Below are 24,859 nucleotides of genomic sequence, written 5' to 3'. Positions count from 1 at the left end.
TTCAGTTCTCCACGTATGAGAAAACAAGCTGAGTGTGCGCGGGCTTCAGCCGCCGCAACTCGCATTCAATGTCACTGATTTCGAAGCCGCCAAGCGGTTGGCCTGCGGTGTTGACGCCAGCCCGGAATATCCACTCCGAGATCAGCTGCAGCTTCACACGCCATGTGAACTGCTCGCCTTCGGCAATTAGCGGCTGGCCTGCCAGAAGAACGCCAGCGTTCGACGGCCAGAACTCTTCAATCTCGATCGTGTGGCCAAGACTTGCGGCCATTTTGACGAAGTAAGGAATGCTCGCGCCGCCTTTTGCAATCCAGCGCTGATGTGCGCGGCGTTGTCGCTGTTCTAATGTCTGATTGCCAAGGTCGCGACCACAGGGATCAGGACCTAAGACGCGCTCGAAATCAGGCAGCAGCGCATTCGCGGTGCGTGGATCGATCTCGTCCATCAGCTTTTCAGCGTCGGCCTCGGCCTGAACAAGAGCCTTGGCGATGCTGTCGAGAACGGCATCAAGGACGCCGCCGCGTTTACCAAGGGCGAAGCCGCGTGGCAGCTTTCCGATAAGGCTGGCGAGGATGGTGGATTGAGGTCTGGTCATGACGGGTCCAAGAATGTGATGAGACCAGGCAGCGGATATTCGTCGCGTTCCAATCTGAACGGTGCGAGAGGTGAAATCAGATCATGCGCATATTCGCCTGATGCTGCAGAGATAGCTTCCGATATGCGCGATGGCTCGATCAGCGCTCCGATCGGACTGTCGTTTTGATCATCGCTGTCATCACCAATGGTTGCGATAAATGCGGCGAATGCTTCCTGCACGGCTGCGCGGGTAGCAACGCCATCAGGACGAAGGCGCACTGTAATCGGAATCAAACGCATCTTTGCAGGCACGATCACAACATTGGCGGTGACAGGCCGAACGCCAGATGAAGAGCCAGGCGCACCGAGATATTCGAGCTGCTCGGCCATTTCTGCAGGTGTTGGTGCGCGGGCAGACGAGACGTCCTTCATAGCAACAACCACACCGACCGAGCCGCGACCGATCCAGTCGGTATAAGGCTTAACAGCCCGAACAGGGAACGCATTGCGCAACCAGACAGCATAGTCGAAGCCAGCGCCACCGTGTGGACGCTGACGGATATGGGCCATTACTGCAGCAGCAAGCTCTGCTGGGGTTTCGGCTACAGCACCGCCTGCAAAGCCGCCTTCGGCAACTGTGATGCGATTGATTTCAGGAAAAGCATTGACTGTTCGCAGACGAATACCAGCTTCAAGATTTCCAACGGGACCGGCTGCAACTGCCTTGGCAGAAACAATGATGCTGCCGCCGACCGGAATGACAGCCAGAGCAGTCGTGCGGAATATCGTGCCATCAGAACCGGCGATCTCAAGATCAGCGGGCAGTGGCGCACCAGCTGCACCTTCGATGTTAATATTGCCGACCGCATATGTGGCTGGTCGTGCCACAATGCCCCAAATATTGGCATGACGATCGACAAACTCATCTTCTGCCGTGTCCACGAAATACATCCGGCCCCACCAGGCAACATGATCGTGGATCTCGCGCACTTCCAATGCGACGGCTCGGCCAATCATGGCCAGCATGCCTCGCGCCGAACGAACAGCGCGGGAAATAGCCAGCGGATCGACAAGCGGCTTGACGAGTGAAATGCTGAACTCCATCGCAGATGCAATGCGTTCGGCAATGGTTTTCGCGGAGTTGACGGGCCAAGGCATTATGCGCTCCTCCGACCAGAAACGAGCGTGTCATCGACCAGGACGCGCCAGGCTAATGTCTGCGGCGCCAACCACTCCGTCTCGATTTCAGCCGAGGTCTGAAGCTCGCGACCTACCCATGTCAGACTTTCTTCAAGCCAGCCATGATAGAGCATGCGGGTTATTTCGGTGGCTTTAGCCCGATCGAGAAGCCAGCAACGCGAACCGATACGCTCGCCGGATGGGTCAAGCGCGTCAGCTGCTGCCCCTCTGCGCATATCAAAGCCAGCTTCTGTCAGAAACTGAGAGCGGCCCTCAGGCAAAGGATCGTCGGGATTGGCACGGCGGTCGAGGCCGACTGATAAAAGCACGGCGGTGATGGGCGTTTCATCAATGACAAGATCGCCATCCTCGCCGATATCGAGATCAGCGCGGCGGCTTTCCGGGTCATATATGAGTGCCACATCGTAAAACATGCCCCGGTTCTATCGCGCGCGCGCGAATACAAACATGCCCGCCAAGGCGGGCATGAATTGAATTATTCTTGAGGTGGGCCGCTTGTGGAGCTTCCGGGTTCCACATCAATGTGGATGTGCGTCTTATCGATCACAACGCCGTCATGGGTTATCGTGCCGCCCTCGATGTCAACACCGCCTGCCGAAATAGTAACCGTCACGCCGCTAACGGTAAACGTGACGGATGCACCGGCCTTCACATTGATGTTGCCATCAGCACCGACGACGATGCCGTCACCATGCATATTATAAAGAGCAGTTTCACCTGCTTTCAGGCCACCCATACGTGCCGATGGATTGGAAACCGGCATGAGGACAATATCGTCCTGGTTGGAACCAACGGCCAAAGCGATCGCCATTGCACCGTCTTCAGGAGCGGACGTTGCAAGCCCGTAAGGCTGCATGATCTCAACCTTGTCGCGCCAAATGCCAGGAGCAACCTCCACAGATGCCGTTTGCGTTTCGCCATCATCATTGACGTTCTTCAGCACCACGCGGCGCACCATGCCCCGGACTTTATCTGCGGTGTCTTTTTCCATGCTTGACCTCACAACGCCGAGGCGGTGCCATCAAGTGGCCCGCTCGATCCCTTGCCCTTGCTCTTTTTCTTACTCTTCTTGCGGCCTTTAACGTTCTTTCGACGGTCTTTTACAGGCTTGTTATCGAACGCTTCAGGAGACGTGACGGCGATCTCGGTTTCCCGACCTTCCTCGCCATAAAGGAACGTTACACGCGAAATCAGCATGTCGCGGAATACGTCTTGAAAGCTGTCCTCAATCGGCACGGTTTCGTTGACACGCCAAAGACGGCCGTTCTCGCTGTAACCGTAAACCCGATAGGAAATCTCTTCGCTCTCGCCGCGCTTGGTACGCATACGCCAGTCGGCTTCATCCTTGCAGCCTTTTTCGTCTGCCTTGGAACGCGCCAGATGAACAACCGGACGATAGCGCTTGATTTCATCGTCGGTCGCCTCGCCACTGGCGACAACGCCACGGCGTTCGCGCTCGGTTGCAGAACCATCTGATGCCTGCCGATCTTCCGGGCTTTTCGGCGATCCGCCGCCAGTGAGTGGCGCTGCTCGATCATCACGCGCTGTTGCTGCTTTCTCTGACTGCCCGCGTACGATCACCTTAGAATGCCGGTCCTTATGCGTGAACTGCCCGTTCGAAGCCTTGACGTTTCCCGGAAGCGACAACGCGGCAGGTGCGCGGTTTGCGCCGGTTCTGGTCAGAACAATGCCGCCAACGCCATCAGACATGACAAGTGCGTGGCGCTGGCGAGCGCCTTTCTCGATTGCGCTGATGCCGGTCTCGGAAAGGTCAATACCGTATCGTGGGAACGCATCGCCAGTGTCAATGTCTGAACGAACCGTTAGGCCAAAAGGTTCAGCGATCCGCTTGACGACTTCCTCAAGTTTGACATTGTTGAACTCAGACGGCCCTGAAGGTGCGGCGGCACTATCAACGAGATCGCCTGCCTTGTCCTTTCCGGAAATGGAAACGGCAGCATGCTCCGCATCGATCTCAGGCGCGACGGTCTCAATATAACCTTTAAGCACAAGCGTGTTTTCAACATAGACCTCGGCGTCCATGCCGGGCTTCAATGAGAACTCAGTCAAAGCTGATGAGGCAAAATCAAAGGTCGAAACCGATCGGTTATAATCGCGCAGCTCAAAACTGAATGAGCCGCTCAGGTCTTTGAGATCGCGGGTAACATTGGCGTTGGTCCACTGATCAAACACCTGACCGTTTACTTTAAGCCAGATCGCGCGGGCCATTATTCCGTTACCTCAATGCGGCCTGAAGGAATCGAAGCCGGATGACGCGGGAGGTTGCGCTCGATGATTGAAAGATATCCATCCTCGATCGAGGCCGGATCATCACCATAAAGGTGATTAGCCAGCATGAAAGCGTCGGTGGCACGATTAGTCTCGATGATGCGGGTTGCAGGCAAACGCCCGATGGCCTCATTGATATCAGCTATCAGGCAAAGGCGAACATCGCGGGTGGCGCGAATAGAGCTGCTCACTTCCGCGGCGAAATTCGAATCTGAAAGTGATGAAAGCAGATCGGTGTAAGCATCCAGTTTGCCGACCAGACTATCGCGCAAGCTGCTTGCCTCGGAACGCGAACCAAATTCCACATATGCGGCGAGTTGTGCTGCTTTTGCCAGTGCATCGCCTGCGGTTCCCGCCAAAAGCACCGTGTCTGGGCGCGAAACTGTATCGCCTGCGAGCGTCGTTAAAACGCTACCAGCTGCGGCACAAATGTCGATAGCCTGATTGGCAGTAATCACGATGGTGTTGCTTTGAGCTTCAGCGGCAGGTGCCACGGCGGGCGTTCCGGCAAGATCGGAAACGAGCGCCACGATTGAATCGGTAACGTTGCCGGCAGCGATTGCCAGCGCATCAGGCGTTGCCGGCAATGATTGCGGAAGAGCTGCGGCAAGCACGTTCGAAGCCTGACCCGCGCTTGATTGCCAATAGCCAAAAACAGAGCGGCTTACGCGTTGCGTGGCGTCGGTCCGAAGGCGGGACATTGTGCGGCTCGAAGGCGAGCGAATGAGTGATGACGCAATTGAAATAAATGTCAGTGCCGCACTGATAAGCGTCGATGCGGTCGAGATCGAACCAAGGAGGCCCATGCCGTTATAGCGTTTGAAACTGGCACTGAAACGAACGACGCGAAGTTCATAGGCCGCAAACGAGATTTCCGCAGGCTCTTCCAAAATGACCTGCATAGGTCCAAGCCACGGATGCACAAGCGTTCCCGGTCCCGGTGTCTCAAATGCCGCCTGGAGAGCTTTGGCGCTGGCAATATAGCTGTCACTGACAATCAGGCCATCCAACTGAATGAGCGCAGGTGCCAGACCAAGATCATCATAGGCCGCAACATCGATGCCGGGAAACATATGCTCGGCCACGCGACGGCCTACTTGCGTCGAGGTGTCCGGTACGAAGAAGGAAATGCCACGATATGAAGCTGGAAGAAGTCCAGGCAGAATGTCGCTAACACTATCGAAAATCATTGATTGCCCCTATGCCATGCCAACAGCGCGACCGCGATTGGTCGAGAGCGCCACGCCCTTGTTGTCCGAAGAACTGGCTACGACCTTGCCTGGGCCATCAACTTTGATGCGGATATCGCCGCCAACATTGACCGATTGTTGCGGTGCAGCGATTGCCGCAAACCGGGAGGATGAACCAGCATCCGCGCGCTTTTCAGGAGCGTTCGAGTTTGCAGGTGCTGGACGATTGATCGTCGGTCCTTTCAGATAATCATCCTGGGAGCTTTCGCGGCTTCCATCAAACGTTCCACCATTAGGCAACGCGCCGCCAGGCTGGACGGCTCCGCCTGTCAAAAGGCCTTTCATAATGTTGGCAAGCCACTGTAACTTATCGATTATGGTTTGAATGCCGCTCATGATCTTTTCCTTCACAGCATCAAAACCGCTGGCCAGCGCTTCCCAAGCAAGCTTAGGAATCATGATCGGCATTTTGAGAAAGCCCCAAAGCTTTTCTACCCCGGCAGCAATTACGTTCACCGCCCTTCCTGCGAAATCAGGAAATATTGCCATCCAATCTGGCATGCCTGCCGTTCCTGCACCCCATTGAGCGAGCTCTTTCAAGCCGTTTGTCAAAGCAGAAATGCCCTGCCATATTTTTTCAAGGCCGGTGAATTTCAGCAGCTGCAGCTGACCAAACCATTCACCCAAGGTGCGCGCGAAACCAGACAACCGACCAGTGTCAAAGCCGACAACTGCCATCAGGTTGCTGGCAATCGTACCGAGCGCACTGCCCATATCTCTCAGGTTATTCCAGGTGTCGCCCATATGGCCGAATGTGCGCTTTAAGCTCTCGCCAATCGGTGCAAGCGATGTTTCCATGCCAGCGCCCATTTCTTTGAGCGCATTCCATGCCGTTTGAAGGCCATTAAACACGCCTTCAAGCACCTTCAAACTACCCACTTTCAGGCTGTCGAAGTTGATGCCAGAGAAGATTGATTGAGCACCTGCGGAAACTCGCGACCATGCTCTCGGTGCGGCATCGGCCACATAGTTCCATGCACGAAGAGCCCCATCAGACACACGCGACCAGACACGAGACAGATAAGGCTGCGCCTGTCCCCAAACCCGCTTAGTGCCTTCCCATGCCTTCGAGGCGCGATCTTTCAGGCCATCCCAGAACTTCATCAGTTTGGGTCCGACCTTATCCCAATTCTTGGCGATCAATACGCCAGCACCGGCCAGAAGTCCGATGATAAGGCCGAGCGGCGAGAAGATAACCCCGATCAAAGCACCGATCGCACCGAGGCCCGCACCGATGATTGGAAGTACCAAACCGATTGCACCAAGCGCGCCAACCAATAGAACTGCACCGCCAGCGCCGGTCATGAGCGTCTTCACCCAGCCACCTGTCGACTGGTCAAACTCACGTATCCATTTGATGCCAGCCATCAGCCAGGAATTGATCAACGGTAGCCACTCGCCAAAGGCGAAGCCGACTTCACGGATAGACTGAGTGCCGATTTCATTCAGGATGGTCAGCTGCCGGTTCATGCCCTGCATCTGTGTATCAAAGTCGGCATCGATGGCGGCACCTGTTGCGGCTGCAACCTTTTCCTTGATGTCTTTATATTCCTGCACGTTCGCCATGAACGGCACGATAAAATCTAGCACCTGCTGATCAGAGAACAGCTCAGAAACCTTACTGGCCGCGCCGATCGCTTCGAGCTGCTCGCGCACATAGGCCAGCGCTTCAGCACCTTCGAGGCCGTTTTTCTTAGCGGCCTTCATGTATTTACCGATTTCCTTTTCGCCAACGCCGGTGAGCTTGCCGACCTTCTGCAGCATTGCTTCCAACGGATTGATGCCCTTGGAGGCGGCGTCCAGCATGACGGCCTGAATGTCCACGCCCATGCCAGAGAAGTTCTTAATGGTGCGTTCTGACAAGGCTTTCGACAGGAAGTTTGAAAGATTGTTCGCGGCAATCGACGGATCGGATGTGCCTTTCATCGCGATCTGCAGAGCGGAACCAAGGAAATCGACGGCCTCACGTCCCTTCACGCCAAACTTTGCAACCTGAGAAGTCAGGCGCGGGAAATGCTGCGCCATGTCCTTCAACTCGAACGACCCTTCCTTACCGGCGATCACAAGCGCACCAAGGCTGTCGCGCATCTGATCGGCGGGAAGTTTGAGGGTGTTGAGCATGGAGGTGCCAACACTTGCCATGTCTGAGAACTGCGCATTTGCGGCAGTTGCAGCACGTCCGATGTCGCTAATCGTTGCATCGATTAGGCTGCGATCAACGCCAGCGGCGATCATCTGACCGGCACCAGCTGCGATAATGTCTGAGGTTTGGCCTACAGCAAAGGCCAGCTCTTCATATTCGGCCTTGGCCTTGCCGACGAATTCAAACGCTGCCTTGCCTGATAGTTCGGCGGTTCCTGCAATATCGAGCAGCTGTTGCTGGAAAGCGGCGGCTTCGTTAACAGGACCCATAAACGAAATAGCTGCGATCGCCGTACCGAGAATCCCGATACGACGCGCAAAGCCGGTCAGTTTCTGAAGGTTATTTGTCAGGCTGCGCATTGGCCTGGAGAGCTGATCGCGAAGCCTGACCAGAACATCAAGCGCCATAGAGCGGTTTGCCATGATCTAATCTTTCTTTGAGACGGCTTCGCGAAAAGCCATAATGCTATTCCACCAGAAGGTGGCAGTTGCCGCGTCCATCATGTCGATTTCAGCGGCAGAGAAGCCCGTTCCATCGGCGATCCCGCCGAGGATTACTTGCCAGTCTTCCGGCCACTGCCCAAAAAATGGCTAAACACCTGAGCGCCTGCTGAGATGTCGGCAGCATCCATCTTGTCAAAAAGCACATTCATGATGGCCTGACTGATCCGGGTGGAACGCGAGAACGCAACAACATTAAGCATGCTGTCGCTTGCGGCGGCGATTGCACGTTGATCTGCACCATTCAGGCGGTGGAAGGTAAGATGCTCGTAATTTTCTTCACGAACCTTATCGCCCTTTTTGACGGTGAGCGTCTGCGGATAAAACAGCGTGAGCGTCACGCTACCGTCCGCATTCTGAACAGCGTTGTCTGGCAGACGATCGCTTTCAGCAATGTCTTCGACAACATCAGCGGTGGCGCCAGTGAGAGCCAACGGTGCACTTTCATCAACAACAATCGACTTGTTGACCTGATCAGTGTCTGTCATGTCGAGATCAACGACTTGTTTCGTGCCCATTAAAGCACCTCTTCAGGAGCGCTGCCCGCCCATTTGAGTTCGATTTTGCCGCCTTCGCCGCCAGTAATTTCCGGGATGTCGGTCAAGAATGCGTCGGCGATGATGTAGGTCTGGCCGGTATCGCAAACGACCTGCAGTTCGCCTTCTTCTGCAGTCCACAAGCTGCCATAGCGTTGACCTTTTTCGAGATGGGTAGTCGCAGTGACTTCCGAACCTTCAAACTCCTGAGCGCGGGACACACCACGCCCATAGGTAACGGCATTGTTCTTAATGCCGCCGACCTTGATTTTTGCACCCTTCTCGACGGGGATATTTCGCCCCCGCCAGACGATGTCTACAATGCCAAGTACCTGCATGATCTGCTTTCCTTACCGTTAAACCTGGAATTCCAGTGAGCCAGCCAGCACCATCAGATTGCCGACGATCCTGATTTCCTGACGGCTATCGAGCCGGTCCTTGTCGCTGGAGTTGCGCTTGAACACACTCTGCTTGATGGTTTCCTCGACACGCTCGATCCAGACGAGGTTTGCATAGCGACGGCTGCGACCCGCCCAGGACGCATGCATGCGGCGCGGCGTAACAACCGACGAACCGACAACGTCATCATCTGATACGTTGCTGGCAAAGGCCGCAGCATCCTCATCATCGGTGAGTTTGGCGCGGGGATAGAGCAGCGAGACATACGACTGCCAGTCATAGCGAATGCGTGACAGGACGGCTGGCACCATGATGTCGAGCCATGCATCATCATCGACGTCGAGATTTGATTTCCTGTATGTCGTGATCAAACGCGAGATCGTGACGGCACCATCTGACAGGCTTTCAAATGTCGAAACGCCCCGGCGTAAAAGCAGATCGCGTTCGGTCTCGATAAACTGGTCCGCAGCTGCTGGCGCTTCAACGCCTGGCACAACGAGCGAGCGCAACTGGCGAGCCGGATCATTAGCAAGATGGAAGCTTGCAAGCCCCATGACTGCCGCTGAGATCGACCATGAGCTGGTTGGCGAAGCCTTGAGGCCGACAACGGTCAGGAATGGACAATTGGTCAGTTGGCCCCATGTGCCGAGATCGCCAAACGTGCCGCGCTTGCCGACATAACCATGCGCATCAAGTTTCGACATAGCCGTAAAGCGCTCCGTCAGGAACTCGGCAAACACGCCCATATTGGTGGCGTCGCTGAACGGATGCTGGATTGCCGTGTACCAGGTATTCGCAATCACATCGAGCGCAGGTGTGAGATCAGGATTGCCCGATCCACCAGCCATAGCGCCAACGACAACATTCAAGCTGGCTGGAAGCGGCTGCGCTTCGACATCGACACGCAGATCAATGTCGTTGCCGACCTCGCCCTTATGGCGGCTCGTAACGGTGACAATACCGGCTGCAGACGCTGCAGTTACCGGCAGCGTGGCGTTTTCCGTTATGGCTGCGGCAAGAGCGGACGCAAGCTGTGCGATCGTGGACGTTGGCTGCGCTGTGAATCGTACCTGCTGACCGGCAATCTTGAAGCGCAGAACGAGAGCCGACGACACTGTGCCGGTGAATGTGATGGTGCCGGTTGCTTTTACAGCATCCGCTTCATCGGGCAGAGCCATAACAAAGAGTGGCTGCGTTTTATTGGCCTTACGGAATGCCGCCACCTGTTCAGCGCCGATCGAGCCGATGCCAAACAATGCCTGACCTTCGGAACCGCGCACCACTTCAACAATCGAACCAGGCGCAAGCGTTCCAGTGGCAAGCTTCGCGCCAATGATAAGGTTCTGCACCGGATAATCGAAGATGCCGACATTGCGGTAATTCGGCTTCACCTCAAGATAGGTGCCAGGCGAACGCCAATCGGTCGGGATCTGATCAAAGGTAAAATCGGCCATGATTACTTGTCTCCAGTCTTGGCCTTGCTGGCCTTTTCGTCAGTGACGGTTTCGGAAGCCGGAACACTTGGCGCGGTTGAGCCTTTGGTTTCGACTTCGACCAGATCGCCATCCGCAATACGGCGGCGTATATAATGAGTGACCGGAACGGTAATGCCGCCTTCAGGCCAGTCGCGGCCATCTTCCATCGGCACGTTGCGGCCCTCGGCACACTTCAGCTTCTTCTCAAGCATGGCTTTCCTCGGGTGTGATGGTTTGAGAGATTGGAGATTCTTCGTCGCCGTTCGTGATCCAGGTGACGCCCATGGATTTCAGATCGTCGAGCGTCTTGATCTGGAAGGCGGACAATGGGGATGTGAAGCGCACATCGAAATCGACCTGTGCAAGCACTGTGGCGTCATCGGCCCAGCCGTCAGCATAGACAGCTTCTGCGCGTGTCACCGTGCATGTGCCGATATCCGACAAGGTACAGCCGCTCAGAAGAACGCTCGATACGTCGATCATCGCATCAAGGCCGATATCAAACCGATCGCCTTTGAAGCGGGTATCAAGGCCATTCGAAGCCTTCACGACGAGAACCAAACGCCAATTCGCTACACCCGAAAGCAGCCGTCCATGATCACGGTCAGGCTGCATACCCATCCATGCAAGACCAATGAACGGGCGCATACGAACAACCTGTTCAAATTCCTTGACCGTCAAGACTGCCGGAACCCGTTGAATTTGGAACTTCTGTGCGGGAAAGGCCAGTCGTAGCCTGTCGATAATAGCGGCTTCCATGACGCGGATCGGAGCCTTGGTCAGTTCAAGGTTAGCCATCTCACCAGCCCTTCAATGATTCATCGGAGAACGTTGCAGGGCGACCAGAAAAGCGCGGGCCATTCGATTTGCCGAATGATCCAGCGGACGCAGCCTCGATCGAGATCAAACCTTTGGCTATATTTTCAAGCCAGGTGATAACTTCCTTGCGCTCCAGGCGCATCTGCTCGGTCGGCTCAATGCGCTCGCCTTTCGCAAGGTCATAACGCGAAAGAACGCAGGCAGCGCGAACAATGTCTTTCGGTACTTCCGAGAGCGGCACCTTGTAACGACCACGCAAATAGCCGTCGATCAGGGCTGTGGCATCTGCCAAAGCAACCTCAATCTTGGCTGGATCAAGCGTTTCGGTCTCACGGTCTTCCGGCATCGAGAGCCGGACCATTTCCGTGTTGCCGAAACGCTCGACCATATTTGCGACGGTTGCGTACAAGAACTGATCTCCGGTTTAAGGTGGAAGCCGCCTGCCGCGACGGCTTCCGGGTCTGGCCTGTCTCAGCGGCGGCCCGGTATTACTCTTCGAGTTCGATCAGCTCAGCGACCAGGTCGGGATCACCCAAAATCTGGTTGAGCTGCAGTGGCTCAAATTCATGAACTGGATATTCATTGGTGCCGTTGTGACGGCGACCGCCACGGCGGATGCCTTCAACCTTGGCTGTGATGCGAATTCCGTTGCATCCAAGTTTGCCGTGTTTAGCGGCAAAGGCTTCGACTGCTGCAGCGACAAAATCCCAACCAGCTTCTTTCGCAACCTGGACAGAGGCCGCAATCATCTCTTCAATGTCGGCACTGGTCAGATCACCAGCTACGACAGTTGAAGCAGTCGCCTGGGAGGCATTGGTTGAATTCGCATCATTGCTTGCAGTCGTGCCGCTCTGATTGGCATCATTCTGATTAGGCAATGGTCCGCCAACCACTTCAGCGGCTGGCACTGTCTTGTTCGTTTCGGTGGCTTTGGCAGCTTTCGCCATTATCGTGCTCCACTTGTTTCAGGGCTTTTCAAAAGGGTCTCAAGGCCGTTTTGAGAAACCCTCCCGCCCGTTATGGCGGGAGTGCTTTTCAGTTCTTATCGATTGATCATTCGTTCAAATGCGATCGGGGAACTGGAAGAGGTAAGCGCACGTCCATCGTTTTCGACTTGGCAAGGACAGACACGTCAGCTGGTCGCAACATGGCAATGAATGCGTGGTTCGACGCGGATTGAAGGCTCATATCCTTGGACACAACAGCAATGATGGCGGGTGACGCGATCAGTGCATCTGGTTGGCTGAAATAGAAATCGACGGGATTTGAGACGATCTTTTCATAGAGTGGGATTTCAGCAACCGATGCTGGTGCAATCGCTGTGAAGGCGAGAACCGCCGCCATTGCGCACAAGCTACTGAAGAAGAGACCCAATTTTCTCATTGTAAAACTCCGGGTTAATGCAGTCACAAGGTTCGTCCGGTATGCGCCGCCCGCTGTCGGTGCGGGCGGTAATCAGGGAGTGGCTTGATTAGCCGAGCAGCGGGATCACAACCGGCTCCGCCGTACCCTTCCACTCGTTGCTTTCGCCATTCGCGCCCAGCTCGTTGATGAGCAGCTTGCGGGCGGCACCTTCCAGAGAGGACGGAACGAGCAGCTTGCGCGGATTGATCGAAATGATTTCACCGTTGCGCTTGCGAATGGAGGTCATGGCAGCGCGAGCCGCTGCATAGTTTTCTGCCGTCAAAGGTAGCTTGGACTTGTAGATCAACTGCCAGAGCCCATAACCGGCGTTACAGCGACCATCGACGCCGTAGACACCATTCTGATAGGTGTTGGAGAGAACCTGGCTGACTGCAGAAGCCGAATAACCAACTTTACGCGCAATTGCTGACTGACTTTCACGATCGCAAGCTTCTGCAAGGATCACGATCCAATCTGGAATTTCACCATTCCAGGCAGCACGGGCCTTATCGATGTTCGTGAGTTTCGCGGCGATCATGGTTGCACCTCTTCGGTGACAACCGGCCCGACGATCTCATGACGGTTTTGATCGAAAACGACTTTTGTGCGCAAAACCATCGGTGGCAGAGGGCCGCTGTTCATATGCGGTGCCAGACGCCAGATGCCAAGCTTTCCGGGCGTACCTTTTACCATCTCGATCAGATAGCCAGCCTTTGCGAGAAACGCGATGTAAGACTTAGCTGCATCGATGTTGATCAAGGTTTCGTCGGTCGAAGCCCATGCAACAATATCATGCGCGGTGAAACTCTGCGCACCGGCTGTGGTCCGCATGAAATTCCACATGGCGCGGTTTTTGCTGACACCCTCAATAACGGTGCCATCTCTGCGAACTTTCGGTGTTGTGTTCTGGCGCTCAATGACACGAAATATCACTATGCGCGAACCGGGCTTTGTACCAACACGCTCAATGATGCCCGCCTTTTCCAATCGGCGCACAAAGTCCGATATGTCATCTCGATGAGCGAATTTTGAGAATGCCCGAATATCTGGCACGGTGAAGGTCATACCGCGCATTTCGTGATCCATAATCACGGACCAATAATGGTCGATACCGCGCATCGGTGACTTGTTCTTGTCTACGCTGATCTTGAGAGCAATTGACATTAAGCGGCCCTCCGAGTGTTGCGTGACGGAACAGCGCCGGTGCAGAAGTAGCCCGCGCCATGCCCTTGATACTCAGCAAGGCGGATTTCCTTCAGGCCGAGTTCATCGGCGGTGTTGGCAATTGAATGAAGGGTGTTGCAGATACGCCGGACGCGGCCATCACCTTCCTGACGTGCCTGGTCAAGTAAGTCATCCTTGACGTCAATGTGACGGCAGAAGGTGCGAGCCAGAGTGCGCGTATCTTCCAGATCGCAAGGCTGCGCGTATCCCCATTCAAGAACCAGATCGCGAAACCGATCAACACGCTCCAGCTTCTTCGGAAATAGTTCTTCGCCAATCAAAAGAACCGGCACATTGCTCTTCTTGGCAATCATGCGAACAAGCTCAATCATGTGTCGATCGACAAGTTTGTCGGACTCATCGATTATGAGCGGGCGCTTAGGATCGCGAGCCAAAAGGCCGATGATCTCATCTTCTAAATCGGAAAGAGTGCCTTTCGCATCTGGATGGCCGAGTTCAGACAATATGGAGGTGAGCAGCTTCTTTTTCGTCCATGTGTCTGAAACTTCCACATAGGCGGCTTGTGTCTTGTTCATGGCATAAAGCGCAGCCACGCTTTTGCCGTAACCAGAGAACCCGGCGAACACGCCAAGGTTTGGCTGCAATGGATGACGGTTCTGCAATGACCGCACCAGGTTGAGGCAAGCAGCCACATTCTTGATCGGTGCAGTATCACCACCATTGACAATTTGTTCGGTACCAGTCATTTTCTTCCTCGCTGGATAGAAATTTTCATTAGAACCCCGCTCCAACGGGGTTTTATTTTTAGCGGGCGATCTTCAGAGCCTGCTCAATTCCAAAATCCTTTGCTGTGTCTTTTATGGTTCGGTATGCCGCCGTGGCTTGGAAGCGGACCAACTGCGCCGCAGTGTCAGCGTCGAGTTCCACGCCTGCAGCGATCTTGGTTTCGAGGTCCATTGCCCACTTGAAGCGAATGGCAGTGGCGCTCAGACCCGCATTCGGATCGATGCTCACGACCTTGGATGCCTTGCGCTCTTCAGCCTCGCGCTTGATTGCCTCATGCAGCTCTGCCGCTTTTTCATTGAGCGGCTTAGGCTGGATGCCAGCCTGTGGAAGTGTGACCGCATCAACTGCCGCCGAAATAGCGGGTGTCGAATGTTGCTCTTCGCGCTTTGGCATCTGGATGACGTTTGCGGTCTGACCGGCCTTTTCCGCAGCCTTACGTTTCGCAAGACGGATGGTGCGCTCAATACCGGATGGGCCTTTCTTCAGCTCACGTATATCGGCATTGATGTCCTTGACGCGGTCACGGATCAGCCCAGATGCAATATCCTTCTGAGCCTTGATGAACTCTTGCGGATTGATGCCTGCCAATTCTGGACAGATCGCAACATCAAGGAACTCGCCGCCATCGAGCGAGAACACATAAAGCTTGCCCATATCGAGCGGATCGCGGCGGCAAAACACTTCCGTACCGACCATGATGGAGCCGGAAACGTAATGCATATGGTTGTCTTTAATGCCTTGTTTGGACATGACGCGCTTGCCGTTCTTTCCGGCAACCGGCATCAACAAGGTGTCGAGTGCGCGTTCATCGACGCGGCGGATCGCAGTGACAGAAGCGGCGGCAACTTCGTTGGGTGAACGCCCTTTCAATCCGCCATGGCTGCGCTCGTTGTAGACATATTCAAGCCAGTCATCGATGTGCTGCTGCAACTGCGCTGCTGTAAGGCTGACTTCAAATAGTTCGTGTTCGTCGGCGCCAAGACGTTGAGCAAAGCTCTTGCGACCTTCGATGGCCTTACGGTCAGCAACCGAATGGCCGATATAGCCGGGAAGCTGCGGACACACTTCATGCTGAAACGTCTTGATGACGCGCTCAACATGGCCTTTCTGTTCCGGGCTATAAGCATCCGAAACATCGGCTGTGATGTCGAGATTGTCGAAGAGGCGTTTCGTGGCGATAGCAACAAAATCGGAACCGTTATCAGTCTTGATGACCTGCGCTGCACCCATCTGCAGGATCGACTTGCGTAGCAACAATGCAACGGCGGAGGCGCGTGGTGTCTTGGAAAGTGTGATAACGAGGCGGCGCGTGGCAATATCGATGCAAGCATACATCGAGTAACGACCATCCACACAAAGAGCATCGACCGGCGAAGCATCGATCATCCAGAGCGCATTCGGTTCGTCGATGTGGCGCAACGTTCCAGTGCCTGACAGCTTCATCGTCGAACGGAACTTGTCGGGGTCAGTGATTTTGGTGAGGACGACCTTCTCTTCAGTTTTCAGCGAAGAGATGAAGAGCTGAAAAGTCCGCTCAGCTGGCATCGGCTTCATTTCGCCATTGCGGTCGATAAGCTCCGCACCGAAATGATCTTCGCAATAACCGCGAATAATATCGGCGGTGAGATGTGGATTGGCTGCAATCCATGCCAGAACAAACGCACGAACTTCGCCGCTGTTCGCAGTTTCAAGCAAGCCTTTACCTTTGCGCGCCGCCGAACGGTCGACCGCAAGATCGTCCTTTGCCCCCTTGGCCTTCAATGATCGCCAGCGAAAAACTGAACGTTGCGAAAGACGTGGCAGAAGTTCTTTGACCCATGCATCCACTTGGATCATGCCGATATTGTAACGATCGCAGAAGATGAACATCGCGCCTTGAACGCTGATTGAAAGCCCCTTTGAGAATAGTTCAAAGGCGGCAACGACAGCCAGACGGGCATCACGTTCCCGCTGTGCGCGATCGGTCAACGAGATGGATGTATGATTATCCGGTTCGATAGGCTGTGGAAGCGGTTCGATGCGACCCGTAATCATATACCGCTGCACGTAGGTGATCTGCGCGAGCTTTGGCAAAATACGATAATTGAATTGCAGACCGCCACCAACATCGGCGCGACCACGACACAACGATGGATAAGAACTCCAATTGTGACGTTTCGCGTGACGGATCATACCGCTTTCCGAATGTGGCAGTTCTGGCAGCTTTTCCGAAGCGATCTGCTTTGCCGTCAGCCACTCAAGCGGCCGAGCAATATCATGAGGTGTGGTGCGTGATAGCTCGTTCATCGACGTGCCTTTTTTCGCTGCGCCGACAGCATCTGCCGTCGCGCCTGTAATTCTTCGATGTGATCTTCAAGAAGCCTGTCTTCGATAAGATCGGCATATTCGGTTTCAATGACTGTCAGCCCGAACATGCCAGGCACAAAGCCGAGCAGTTCGCGCGCATCAGTCGCATCGACCAGAGCTATGAATGCGTCGAGCGGAATGCGGTGCTCGTCACTTGCTTCTGATGCCCACTTGTCGAGCATGGTGGATGAAATCGAACGCCCGAGATATTTGGACATCTGAGCTGCAATTTCCGTTCGCCCCTTGTTATCGTCACGCGCATCTCGGAGAGCGCGTGACACAAGACGTGCGATCTGATTGTCGAGCGAGCCGCGACCGGTCACGCCTTCTTCGTAGCGGATTGCCACCTGTGGCGGCGTCCACTCGAAAAGGTCCTTTGTGAGAGGATCGCGGCGCTTGCTCATTAGTGTGCAGCCTTACGTTCTGCGACCCAACGAAGGACAGCAGCTTCATGAAGTCTGAAAAACGCGTCCTGATCGTTTGGCTTGAGACGTGCAAAGCGGTCGGCGACTTTTTCCCACGTCGCAGGTTCATTGACGTGCGGCAGTTCGTCGATGATTGCGATAGCCTCAAGGAAGGTATGTGCCTTGCCGTCGAGGATTAGGTCCACAACGCGGGCGGCACGTTCATAAGGTTCACCTGCAATGGAGATCAGCGCTTGCTGGTTGTCTGCAAGCGGTGGGTGGATTGCGATGCGGTCGCGCAAATCTGCGGAAATACCGGCGATCTTGAAGGAACGGAAAACCTCGTTTCGGTTGATCTTCAGGAATCGCTGCGCTGCCTCGGAGAAACTCAATGAAAACTCATTGCTGGTCTCAAGAATGTCGTCGTCAGAATTAAGTACCAAGTTGGTACTTAATTCGGCCTTCGCCTTTGGTCCCCGCTTTGTTGGGTGTGCCGTTCGCCAAATCGTGCACCAATCTGCAACATCGACGCTGCGTTCCAACGCCGTGAGATCGTGCCGATAAAAATTCTCAGCAATGCCTACAAGGCGTGTTTCCGCCTCGTCCCTAAATTCATCTGGCTCGCGAACGATGACCATGACATCGCGGGAAAGCAGTTTACAAGCTGCAAGTCGCTTCGCACCAAACACAAGCTGGAATCGGTCAGTCTTTGTAGCGATAACTTCAATAGGTTGACGCTGACCGATCTGTGCGATGCTGTCGGCGATGGCGCGAGCAGCGTCTTCTGGCACCTTTTTGTAATCGGCGGATACGTCAATGAGCGCGGTGGAAATTATGTCGTGCTTCATATTGATCTCAATGGAATGTCAGGAAAAAGGAAAAGGGCTGACGGAATGCCTACGCGGCAGTCTGTGTATCGTCAGCGCGCGGGAGGCTTTTTGCCCTTCCGTTGCAACTCTTGTTGCTGCTAGTATCCGAGCTGTCATGACGACCGCGTGTGTACATGTCCTCTGGGAACATGACGCGGAACGGAACGCCGAGTGCTTTTGCTAACGCTTCAGCGCCTGGCCGACTTGCTCCAATCATGCCTTGGCGGCATGCGCTTTCGTACAGGCCAGCATCGCGGGCGATACCTGTCAGAGTTTTGTTCTGGCGTAGTAGCTCTCGCTTGATGGCGGTACGATCCCACTTTTTCGTGGTGGTCATGGTTGCTCCCTGTTTTCTGACCTGTGCAAGAGGTCGGCTGGCGTGGGTGTAAGTGTTGAAACAGTGTCGCAACGGATATTCGCAGGAATTCGCGCATATAGCAAGTTATATTCGCGAATTCCCACGGTCAGAGTTTATTGAGTGAGCAGATTATCGCGAATTCGCGAAATCTTACGCATAATCAATGACTTGTTGAATTGTTCGTTTGCTTTATGGGACTCTGACCGCTGGTCAGACTTGGGTGGCTTGAGTATGGATGGGAACGATGAAGCGTTTGCCGCGAGAATGCGCGAAGCTGTAGGGCCAGAATCAGTCAACGCATTCGCGAGACGCTGCGAAGTGCCTGAGGCTACGATGCGGGGATATTTTAAAGGTAAGTTCCCAAGCGCTGAGAAGGCCTTAGTGATCGCCGATGCAGCAAATGTTAATCTTGTATGGCTAGTTTCCGGTCGCGGTCCAAAGGACAAAGCTCTGATGGACAGGGTTTTTAGCGGGGATACTGTGAAGCACAACGGTCATATTGTTGGCGATTTCGCCTATATTCAGCGACTGGATGTTCGCGCGTCAGCCGGGAGCGGCGCTATTACCATCCACGAAGACACTGTGGAATTGCTGGCTTTTCAGCAAGACTGGCTTAAATCAAGGCACATTAATCCATCGAAGGCGCGCGTTCTCACTGCCAAAGGCGACTCGATGGAACCGACAATCCGCGACAGCGACATTCTGCTGGTGGATACCTCAATTACAACGGTTCGGGATAATGCGATCTACATTGTCGTATATGGCGGAAATGTTCTGGTGAAGCGGATTAATCTTAAGCGCGACGGTTCGTTGATTCTTATTTCAGACAACGACCGTCACGCACCTGAAGATGTGCCACTGGATGAAGTCCCAGACCTTCACATCGCTGGTCGTGTAATGTGGTTCGGGCGTTCAATTTGATTAGGGTGTTAAAGGCTCCGCTTGCCATTTGATCTTGCGCCACGATTTCTGTTCAGGTGGCTTTAAGATTTCATGAAAGCCCCGGTTCTCCGGGGTTTTTCCGATCTAAATCGCGAAATCCCATTTAATCCCGGACTATCCCGGTCAGTGCCATATGATGTTGCGGGTTACATCTACCTCAAAATTTTAGGTTTAGCTGAACCTGTGAGCAGTGGCAGAAGCAATTATAAGTCATTGATTTTATGGCGCACCCGACAGGATTCGAACCTGTGACCTCTGCCTTCGGAGGGCAGCACTCTATCCAGCTGAGCTACGGGTGCATCGCTGGGAGGCGTAAAGCCTCAATCCAGCCGTTTCTAACTGAACCACGTCATTGCTTCAATGGTCTATTTGGCAAAATAACCATGAAAAATCCGCGTGTTCCGTTTGTGTGCTTTTATGGCGGGCTTATTGTCCTACCTGCGCCTAACGTGGGAAGGAAACCATATCACCATAAAGTTCGTGGAGCTTAGCTTTCACTGCAGATGAGTTCTGATAAATCTCAATAAATTGCTTCAAGCGAGGATCATCACGCAATTCAGGACGTGTCACGAATTGAAACGCATAAATCGGTTCATTTTCGAATATCAGCCCTGATGATGCTTCCAGCCCCGCGAGCTTGGCAAAAGTTGGGTAAGTTGCTGCAGCATCCACATCATCCAATGATCGTGCGATCTGCGGACCATCCAGCTGCACGATCTTAAGTGGCTTCTTCCAGGTCAATACATCTTCAAGGCTGGCGCGTTGATCTTTACCGGGCTTGAGATCCAGAAAACCTGCCTGTTGCAACAGAAGCAAAGAGCGTCCTGTGTTGATCACATCTCCAGAGAAGGCGATCTGGGCGTTATCCGGGAGATCCGCAAGCTTTGAATATTTCTTGGAGTAAAGTCCGAATGGCGTGCTGAAAGCCGGTGCAACGGTAACGAGTCCATTACCTGTATTCGAATTTGTGTAATTCAAATAGGGAATATGCTGGAAGAGATTGGCATCGACTGTCTTGTCTGCAACGGCAGTGTTTGGCGTGTTCCAGTCGCTGAACTCTACCAATTCCACATTCAATCCCTGCTCTTTTGCTTCAGCAACGGCTATTTCAACAGCCTGATTGGAGATGCTCGTGGCAAGAGCAATCCGCAACGTGCCCTTATCTTTAGCATGAACAGTAATAGGCAATGATAATCCGAAGAACATTGCTACTGAAAGAAGCAAAAAACGACGACGGTGCGGCTTACCCAAAACGTTCTGAACAAGAGATTGACGGAGGACGATCATGACATGCCTAAAAGTTGATGTTTTTTATCCAGTATATAGATTAACGTCGGCATTAAGAAGCTAAATCTAAGGTATGAGTGCAAATCAGAGAACACTTGATCACGATCAATGAAGCCGGTGTTAGCTATCTCTAATTGTCTTATTAACGTCATCGGTCAGTGACAACTTCGCGGTTTATACCGATGTTAAGAGCATAAACGCCCCCCACTTAACAGCAGAAAAGGACACATCATGTCAAACACAGCTAAGGTTGCATTGGTAACAGGTGCGGCACAGGGTATCGGACGCGGCATCGCTCTCCGTCTCGCCAAAGATGGCTTTGATATTGCACTGGTCGACCTGAAAGCAGACAAGCTTGAAGCAGTTAAGAAGGAAGTCGAAGCGCTTGGGCGTAAGGCATCGACCTTCTCCGCCGATGTCAGCAAACGCGATGAGGTGTATGCTGCAATCGACTATGCCGAGAAAGAACTGGGCGGGTTTGATGTCATCATCAACAATGCAGGCATCGCGCAGGTTCAGCCGATTTCTGATGTCATGCCTGAAGAAGTTGATCGTATCCTGAAAATCAATATTGAAGGCGTGTTGTGGGGCATTCAGGCGGCGGCAGCCAAATTCAAAGCCCGCGGACACAAAGGCAAAATCATTAATGCTTCGTCGATCGCTGGTCATGATGGCTTTGCTATGCTCGGTGTTTATTCGGCTACCAAGTTTGCCGTGCGCGCACTGACGCAGGCGGCTGCGAAGGAATACGCAAGCGCGGGCATCACCGTAAATGCCTATTGCCCTGGGATCGTCGGAACAGACATGTGGGTCGAAATCGACGAACGCTTCTCAGAACTGACCGGCGCACCAAAGGGAGAAACCTATAAGAAGTATGTTGAGGGCATCGCACTTGGCCGCGCCCAGACGCCGGAAGATGTGGCTTCGCTGGTATCGTTCCTCTCCAGCGCGGATTCAGATTACATCACTGGACAGGCCATTCTTACCGATGGCGGTATCGTGTACCGATAGGGTTTAGACAAATGAAAAGGCGGGAAACTCCCGCCTTTTCCTTATCCAACATGCAGCCCCGGCGCTTCCTGTCCGGTGCTTTCAACATATTCGCTGTAGCCACCGCCGTATTGCTGAATGCCATCCGGCGTAAGTTCCAGAACGCGATTGGAAAGTGCTGCCAGAAAACGACGATCATGCGATACAAAAAGCATCGTGCCTTCATAAGCAGAAAGCGCCTTGATCAACATTTCCTTGGTGTCAAGATCCAGATGGTTCGTCGGCTCATCAAGTACGAGGAAGTTCGGCGGATCAAACAGCATTGCGGCCATGACAAGTCGGGCTTTCTCACCGCCGGACAACACACGGCACTTCTTTTCGATATCATCGCCTGAGAAACCAAAGCAGCCTGCCAAAGCGCGTAAAGGCGCCTGCCCTGCTTTTGGAAAGCGCTGTTCGAGCCATTCAAGAATGGTGCTGTCGCCATCGAGAATATCCATGGCGTGCTGCGCGAAATAGCCAAGCTTCACACTGGCGCCAAGGTTCACAATGCCCTGATCTGGTTCAGTCGCGCCAGTGACAAGCTTGAGCAAGGTCGATTTGCCTGCGCCATTCACACCCATGATGCACCAGCGTTCGCGGCGGCGAACCATGAAGTCCAGACCATCATAAATCGTACGGCTACCATAGGTCTTGTTGACGCCTTTGAGGCTGACCACATCTTCGCCAGAACGCGGAGCAGGCGCGAAATCAAAGGCAACAGTCTGGCGGCGACGTGGTGGCTCGACCCGGTCGATTTTCTCAAGCTTCTTCACGCGGCTCTGCACCTGCGAGGCATGTGACGCACGCGCCTTGAAACGTTCAATGAACTTGATTTCCTTGGCCAGCATCGCCTGCTGACGCTCGAACTGGGCCTGCTGCTGCTTTTCATTAAGCGCACGCTGACCCTCATAGAAACCATAATCACCGTTGTAGGAATTAAGCGAACCACCGTCGATTTCGATGATCTTGGTGACAATCCGGTTCATGAATTCGCGGTCATGTGAGGTCATGAGCAACGCGCCGTCATAATTCTTGAGGAAAGCTTCAAGCCATATAAGGCTTTCAAGATCGAGATGGTTGCTTGGTTCGTCGAGCAACATCACATCAGGACGCATCAGAAGAATGCGGGCAAGCGCCACGCGCATCTTCCAGCCGCCGGACAGTTTGCCAACGTCACCATCCATCATTTCCTGGCTGAAACTGAGACCTGCCAGAACTTCGCGCGCGCGTCCATCGAGACCATAACCATCCAGCTCTTCGTAGCGTCCCTGAACCTCGCCATAACGTTCAATGATTGCATCCATCTCGTCGAGACGATCAGGATCACACATGGCGGCTTCAAGTTCACGGAGTTCGGCGGCAACAACACTAACCGGCCCTGCCCCATCCATCACCTCAGCAACGGCCGAACGCCCGCCCATTTCGCCCACATTCTGGTTGAAATAGCCAATCGTCACGCCTTTTTCGACAGTGACCTGTCCTTCATCGGGCAATTCTTCGCCGGTAATCATACGGAAAAGCGTTGTCTTGCCAGCACCATTCGGACCAACAAGGCCAATCTTCTCGCCACGGTTCAGGGCGGCGGAAGTTTCGATAAAGAGAATACGGTGGCTATTGGACTTACTGATATTGTCGATACGGATCATTTGCGTGGGAGGCCTTGTGATAACTTGGCCTCCCTATGGCATGGCTTGCCCGCGCTGTCACGCGGCGCGATGGTCGTTGCAGCCATTCTTTGCTTATGGGATGTGGTGCAGCCACTTTTCGGTTGCGAATTTCTCCTCAACAAGCTGTTCGGCGGCTGCAAATTCCTCAGGCGTGATTGATCCGCTCACCCCGCCATTTAATGATATGAACATTTCCGTCATGCGGTCGATGACTTCGCGGCGCGGCAAGCCGGTCTGGCTACGCACGGGGTCGACACGCTTGACCGCACTGGCTGTACCTTTATCCGAAAGTTTTTCTCGCCCAATGCGCAGAACTTTCACCATTTTCTCGGCGTCCATATCATAAGCCATGGTGACGTGATGCAAAACGGTTCCGCCCGAATAACGTTTTTGTGCCGCGCCGCCGATCTTGCCCTTTGAACTCGAAATATCGTTGAGCGGCTTATAGAAAGCATCAATACCGAGAGAGTTCAGCGATTTTAGCACCCATTCATCGAGGAATGCATAGGAATCGGCGAAACTCATATCGCGGACCAGATCGCCCGGCGCATAAAGCGAATAGGTAATAGAGTTACCCGGCTCTACGAACATGGCACCGCCGCCCGTTACACGGCGCACCGTTTCCACGCCCAACTCCTTGGTTGCTTCCATATCCACTTCATTGCGCAGCGACTGAAACGCACCGATGATGATCGACGGGCGTTCCCACTCCCAAAAACGCAGCGTCGGCGCACGGCGTCCTGCAGCCACTTCGCGCGCCAAAACTTCGTCCAATGCCAAATGCATTGTCGGCGTAAGCGGCGGAATATCGATGATCTGCCATTCGTAGTCGCGCCATGTACGAGCAACACCAAGCGCCCGACGAACAGCAATTGCCACAGCTTCCGGGCTAAACCCGATCATGAATGCATCAGGGCGAAGTTCCTTACGGACAGCGTCTGCAATCTCTTCGGATGAAGCGGTTGCAGGCAAACCATTCAGTGCATCGCGAATATCATCTAGCGCTTCTGCTGGCTCGAGGAAAAAGTCACCTGCAACCTGAACCTCGCTCAGTTTGTTATCCTGAACTTCCAGATCAATAACGACCAGCTTGCCACCGTGGACCTTGTATTCACCATGCATTTTCTTACGACCTTGCTGACGAGAAACATCAGACCGCACTCTTGCGGATTCATTAAAAAAAGGGAACTATCTAACTGGAATTTTTACACGATTTGCGTTCAATTAAAGCATTTCCAGCAAAATGTGCGAAGCGGTTTTGCGTAGGATAGTGCGTAAAAACAAATAGTTACAACAGTTCCAACGATTCAGCCTTAACTGGAACCGCTGTAATCGCACGTGATTGAGATTTCGATCCGTTGAAACACGGGTCGCTGTTCATTCTATATTCAA

General features: G+C 53.8%; 27 protein-coding genes and 1 tRNA gene. 2 read left to right on the top strand and 26 right to left on the bottom strand.

Annotated elements, in window-relative coordinates; all coding sequences use genetic code 11:
- Position 1 precedes the first annotated feature (1 nt).
- The 22 genes from OIV19_RS06060 to OIV19_RS05955 all read right to left on the bottom strand — a co-directional run bounded on the left by OIV19_RS06060 (position 2) and on the right by OIV19_RS05955 (position 18,518).
- Complete coding sequence (locus OIV19_RS06060) at positions 2 to 595, bottom strand: putative phage tail protein (protein ID WP_264231010.1); 594 nt, start codon at positions 593 to 595, stop codon at positions 2 to 4.
- A complete protein-coding gene (locus tag OIV19_RS06055) occupies positions 592 to 1,734 on the bottom strand; it encodes a baseplate J/gp47 family protein (protein WP_264231009.1) in 1,143 nt (380 codons plus the stop codon). Before OIV19_RS06055 ends, OIV19_RS06060 begins: the two co-directional genes overlap by 4 nt.
- Positions 1,734 to 2,189, bottom strand: coding sequence for a phage GP46 family protein (locus tag OIV19_RS06050; RefSeq protein ID WP_264231008.1), 456 nt, complete (start codon positions 2,187 to 2,189; stop codon positions 1,734 to 1,736). The genes OIV19_RS06055 and OIV19_RS06050 overlap by 1 nt, the downstream gene beginning before the upstream one ends.
- Positions 2,190 to 2,251: 62 nt before the next feature.
- Complete coding sequence (locus tag OIV19_RS06045; RefSeq protein ID WP_264231007.1) at positions 2,252 to 2,767, bottom strand: phage baseplate assembly protein domain-containing protein; 516 nt, start codon at positions 2,765 to 2,767, stop codon at positions 2,252 to 2,254.
- Between the two features lie 8 nt (positions 2,768 to 2,775).
- The gene (locus OIV19_RS06040) at positions 2,776 to 4,005 is read right to left on the bottom strand and encodes a phage baseplate assembly protein (RefSeq protein WP_264231006.1); all 1,230 of its coding nucleotides are present in this window, start codon (positions 4,003 to 4,005) and stop codon (positions 2,776 to 2,778) included.
- Positions 4,005 to 5,255 (bottom strand): DNA circularization N-terminal domain-containing protein, encoded by a 1,251-nt coding sequence (locus tag OIV19_RS06035; RefSeq protein WP_264231005.1) that lies wholly within the window; start codon positions 5,253 to 5,255, stop codon positions 4,005 to 4,007. Before OIV19_RS06035 ends, OIV19_RS06040 begins: the two co-directional genes overlap by 1 nt.
- Positions 5,256 to 5,264: 9 nt before the next feature.
- Positions 5,265 to 7,880, bottom strand: a complete 2,616-nt coding sequence (locus OIV19_RS06030) for a phage tail tape measure protein (RefSeq protein ID WP_264231004.1) — start codon at positions 7,878 to 7,880, stop codon at positions 5,265 to 5,267.
- A 131-nt stretch (positions 7,881 to 8,011) separates the two neighbouring features.
- Positions 8,012 to 8,476: a hypothetical protein gene (locus tag OIV19_RS06025; protein ID WP_264231003.1), complete on the bottom strand. Its 465-nt coding sequence runs from the start codon at positions 8,474 to 8,476 to the stop codon at positions 8,012 to 8,014.
- A complete protein-coding gene (locus OIV19_RS06020; protein ID WP_264231002.1) occupies positions 8,476 to 8,832 on the bottom strand; it encodes a phage tail tube protein in 357 nt (118 codons plus the stop codon). The genes OIV19_RS06025 and OIV19_RS06020 overlap by 1 nt, the downstream gene beginning before the upstream one ends.
- Positions 8,833 to 8,850: 18 nt before the next feature.
- A complete protein-coding gene (locus OIV19_RS06015; protein WP_264231001.1) occupies positions 8,851 to 10,347 on the bottom strand; it encodes a phage tail protein in 1,497 nt (498 codons plus the stop codon).
- A gap of 2 nt (positions 10,348 to 10,349) precedes the next feature.
- Complete coding sequence (locus OIV19_RS06010; protein WP_264231000.1) at positions 10,350 to 10,580, bottom strand: DUF2635 domain-containing protein; 231 nt, start codon at positions 10,578 to 10,580, stop codon at positions 10,350 to 10,352.
- A complete protein-coding gene (locus OIV19_RS06005; RefSeq protein ID WP_264230999.1) occupies positions 10,573 to 11,166 on the bottom strand; it encodes a hypothetical protein in 594 nt (197 codons plus the stop codon). Before OIV19_RS06005 ends, OIV19_RS06010 begins: the two co-directional genes overlap by 8 nt.
- A 1-nt stretch (position 11,167) precedes the next feature.
- Complete coding sequence (locus OIV19_RS06000; RefSeq protein ID WP_264230998.1) at positions 11,168 to 11,596, bottom strand: DUF1320 domain-containing protein; 429 nt, start codon at positions 11,594 to 11,596, stop codon at positions 11,168 to 11,170.
- A gap of 79 nt (positions 11,597 to 11,675) precedes the next feature.
- Positions 11,676 to 12,134, bottom strand: a complete 459-nt coding sequence (locus OIV19_RS05995) for an HI1506-related protein (RefSeq protein WP_264230997.1) — start codon at positions 12,132 to 12,134, stop codon at positions 11,676 to 11,678.
- A gap of 106 nt (positions 12,135 to 12,240) precedes the next feature.
- Positions 12,241 to 12,570 carry a hypothetical protein gene (locus OIV19_RS05990; RefSeq protein WP_264230996.1) on the bottom strand — a complete coding sequence of 110 codons (330 nt, stop codon included), beginning with the start codon at positions 12,568 to 12,570 and terminating at the stop codon, positions 12,241 to 12,243.
- Positions 12,571 to 12,658: 88 nt separating this feature from the next.
- Positions 12,659 to 13,129, bottom strand: coding sequence for a Mu-like prophage major head subunit gpT family protein (locus OIV19_RS05985; protein WP_264230995.1), 471 nt, complete (start codon positions 13,127 to 13,129; stop codon positions 12,659 to 12,661).
- Positions 13,126 to 13,755, bottom strand: a complete 630-nt coding sequence (locus tag OIV19_RS05980; protein ID WP_264230994.1) for a hypothetical protein — start codon at positions 13,753 to 13,755, stop codon at positions 13,126 to 13,128. Before OIV19_RS05980 ends, OIV19_RS05985 begins: the two co-directional genes overlap by 4 nt.
- Positions 13,755 to 14,522, bottom strand: coding sequence for an ATP-binding protein (locus OIV19_RS05975; RefSeq protein ID WP_264230993.1), 768 nt, complete (start codon positions 14,520 to 14,522; stop codon positions 13,755 to 13,757). The genes OIV19_RS05980 and OIV19_RS05975 overlap by 1 nt, the downstream gene beginning before the upstream one ends.
- 58 nt (positions 14,523 to 14,580) lie before the next feature.
- The gene (locus OIV19_RS05970; protein ID WP_264230992.1) at positions 14,581 to 16,848 is read right to left on the bottom strand and encodes a TnsB C-terminal domain-containing protein; all 2,268 of its coding nucleotides are present in this window, start codon (positions 16,846 to 16,848) and stop codon (positions 14,581 to 14,583) included.
- Positions 16,845 to 17,312 carry a SppA family protein gene (locus tag OIV19_RS05965; protein ID WP_264230991.1) on the bottom strand — a complete coding sequence of 156 codons (468 nt, stop codon included), beginning with the start codon at positions 17,310 to 17,312 and terminating at the stop codon, positions 16,845 to 16,847. Before OIV19_RS05965 ends, OIV19_RS05970 begins: the two co-directional genes overlap by 4 nt.
- Positions 17,312 to 18,160, bottom strand: a complete 849-nt coding sequence (locus OIV19_RS05960; RefSeq protein ID WP_264230990.1) for a ParB N-terminal domain-containing protein — start codon at positions 18,158 to 18,160, stop codon at positions 17,312 to 17,314. Before OIV19_RS05960 ends, OIV19_RS05965 begins: the two co-directional genes overlap by 1 nt.
- 49 nt (positions 18,161 to 18,209) lie before the next feature.
- Positions 18,210 to 18,518 carry a helix-turn-helix domain-containing protein gene (locus OIV19_RS05955; RefSeq protein ID WP_264230989.1) on the bottom strand — a complete coding sequence of 103 codons (309 nt, stop codon included), beginning with the start codon at positions 18,516 to 18,518 and terminating at the stop codon, positions 18,210 to 18,212.
- A gap of 474 nt (positions 18,519 to 18,992) precedes the next feature.
- On the opposite strand from OIV19_RS05955, the gene OIV19_RS05950 reads away from it, so the two are divergent.
- Positions 18,993 to 19,460: a S24 family peptidase gene (locus tag OIV19_RS05950; protein ID WP_264230988.1), complete on the top strand. Its 468-nt coding sequence runs from the start codon at positions 18,993 to 18,995 to the stop codon at positions 19,458 to 19,460.
- Positions 19,461 to 19,703: 243 nt separating this feature from the next.
- Here the strand turns inward: OIV19_RS05950 and OIV19_RS05945 are convergent.
- Positions 19,704 to 19,780, bottom strand: a tRNA-Arg gene (locus OIV19_RS05945).
- 145 nt (positions 19,781 to 19,925) lie between these two features.
- Positions 19,926 to 20,768 carry a MetQ/NlpA family ABC transporter substrate-binding protein gene (locus OIV19_RS05940; protein WP_264230987.1) on the bottom strand — a complete coding sequence of 281 codons (843 nt, stop codon included), beginning with the start codon at positions 20,766 to 20,768 and terminating at the stop codon, positions 19,926 to 19,928.
- Between the two features lie 231 nt (positions 20,769 to 20,999).
- Here OIV19_RS05940 and OIV19_RS05935 point away from each other — a divergent pair, with 231 nt between their 5' ends.
- A complete protein-coding gene (locus OIV19_RS05935; protein WP_095446560.1) occupies positions 21,000 to 21,779 on the top strand; it encodes an acetoin reductase in 780 nt (259 codons plus the stop codon).
- A 41-nt stretch (positions 21,780 to 21,820) separates the two neighbouring features.
- On the opposite strand, the gene OIV19_RS05930 is transcribed toward OIV19_RS05935, so the two are convergent.
- Positions 21,821 to 23,446: an ABC-F family ATP-binding cassette domain-containing protein gene (locus OIV19_RS05930; protein WP_264230986.1), complete on the bottom strand. Its 1,626-nt coding sequence runs from the start codon at positions 23,444 to 23,446 to the stop codon at positions 21,821 to 21,823.
- A 93-nt stretch (positions 23,447 to 23,539) separates the two neighbouring features.
- Entirely contained in the window at positions 23,540 to 24,628 is a 1,089-nt protein-coding gene (gene lplAB, locus OIV19_RS05925) for a lipoate-protein ligase LplAB (RefSeq protein WP_244923288.1), read from the bottom strand.
- Positions 24,629 to 24,859 lie beyond the last annotated feature (231 nt).

Origin of the sequence: Brucella sp. HL-2, from assembly GCF_025846885.2 — a bacterium.
In the GTDB taxonomy this organism is placed as follows: Bacteria; Pseudomonadota; Alphaproteobacteria; order Rhizobiales; family Rhizobiaceae; genus Brucella; species Brucella quorumnocens.
The sequence above is the reverse complement of the archived record's forward strand: the minus strand, read 5'-3'. Positions and strand labels throughout refer to the sequence as shown.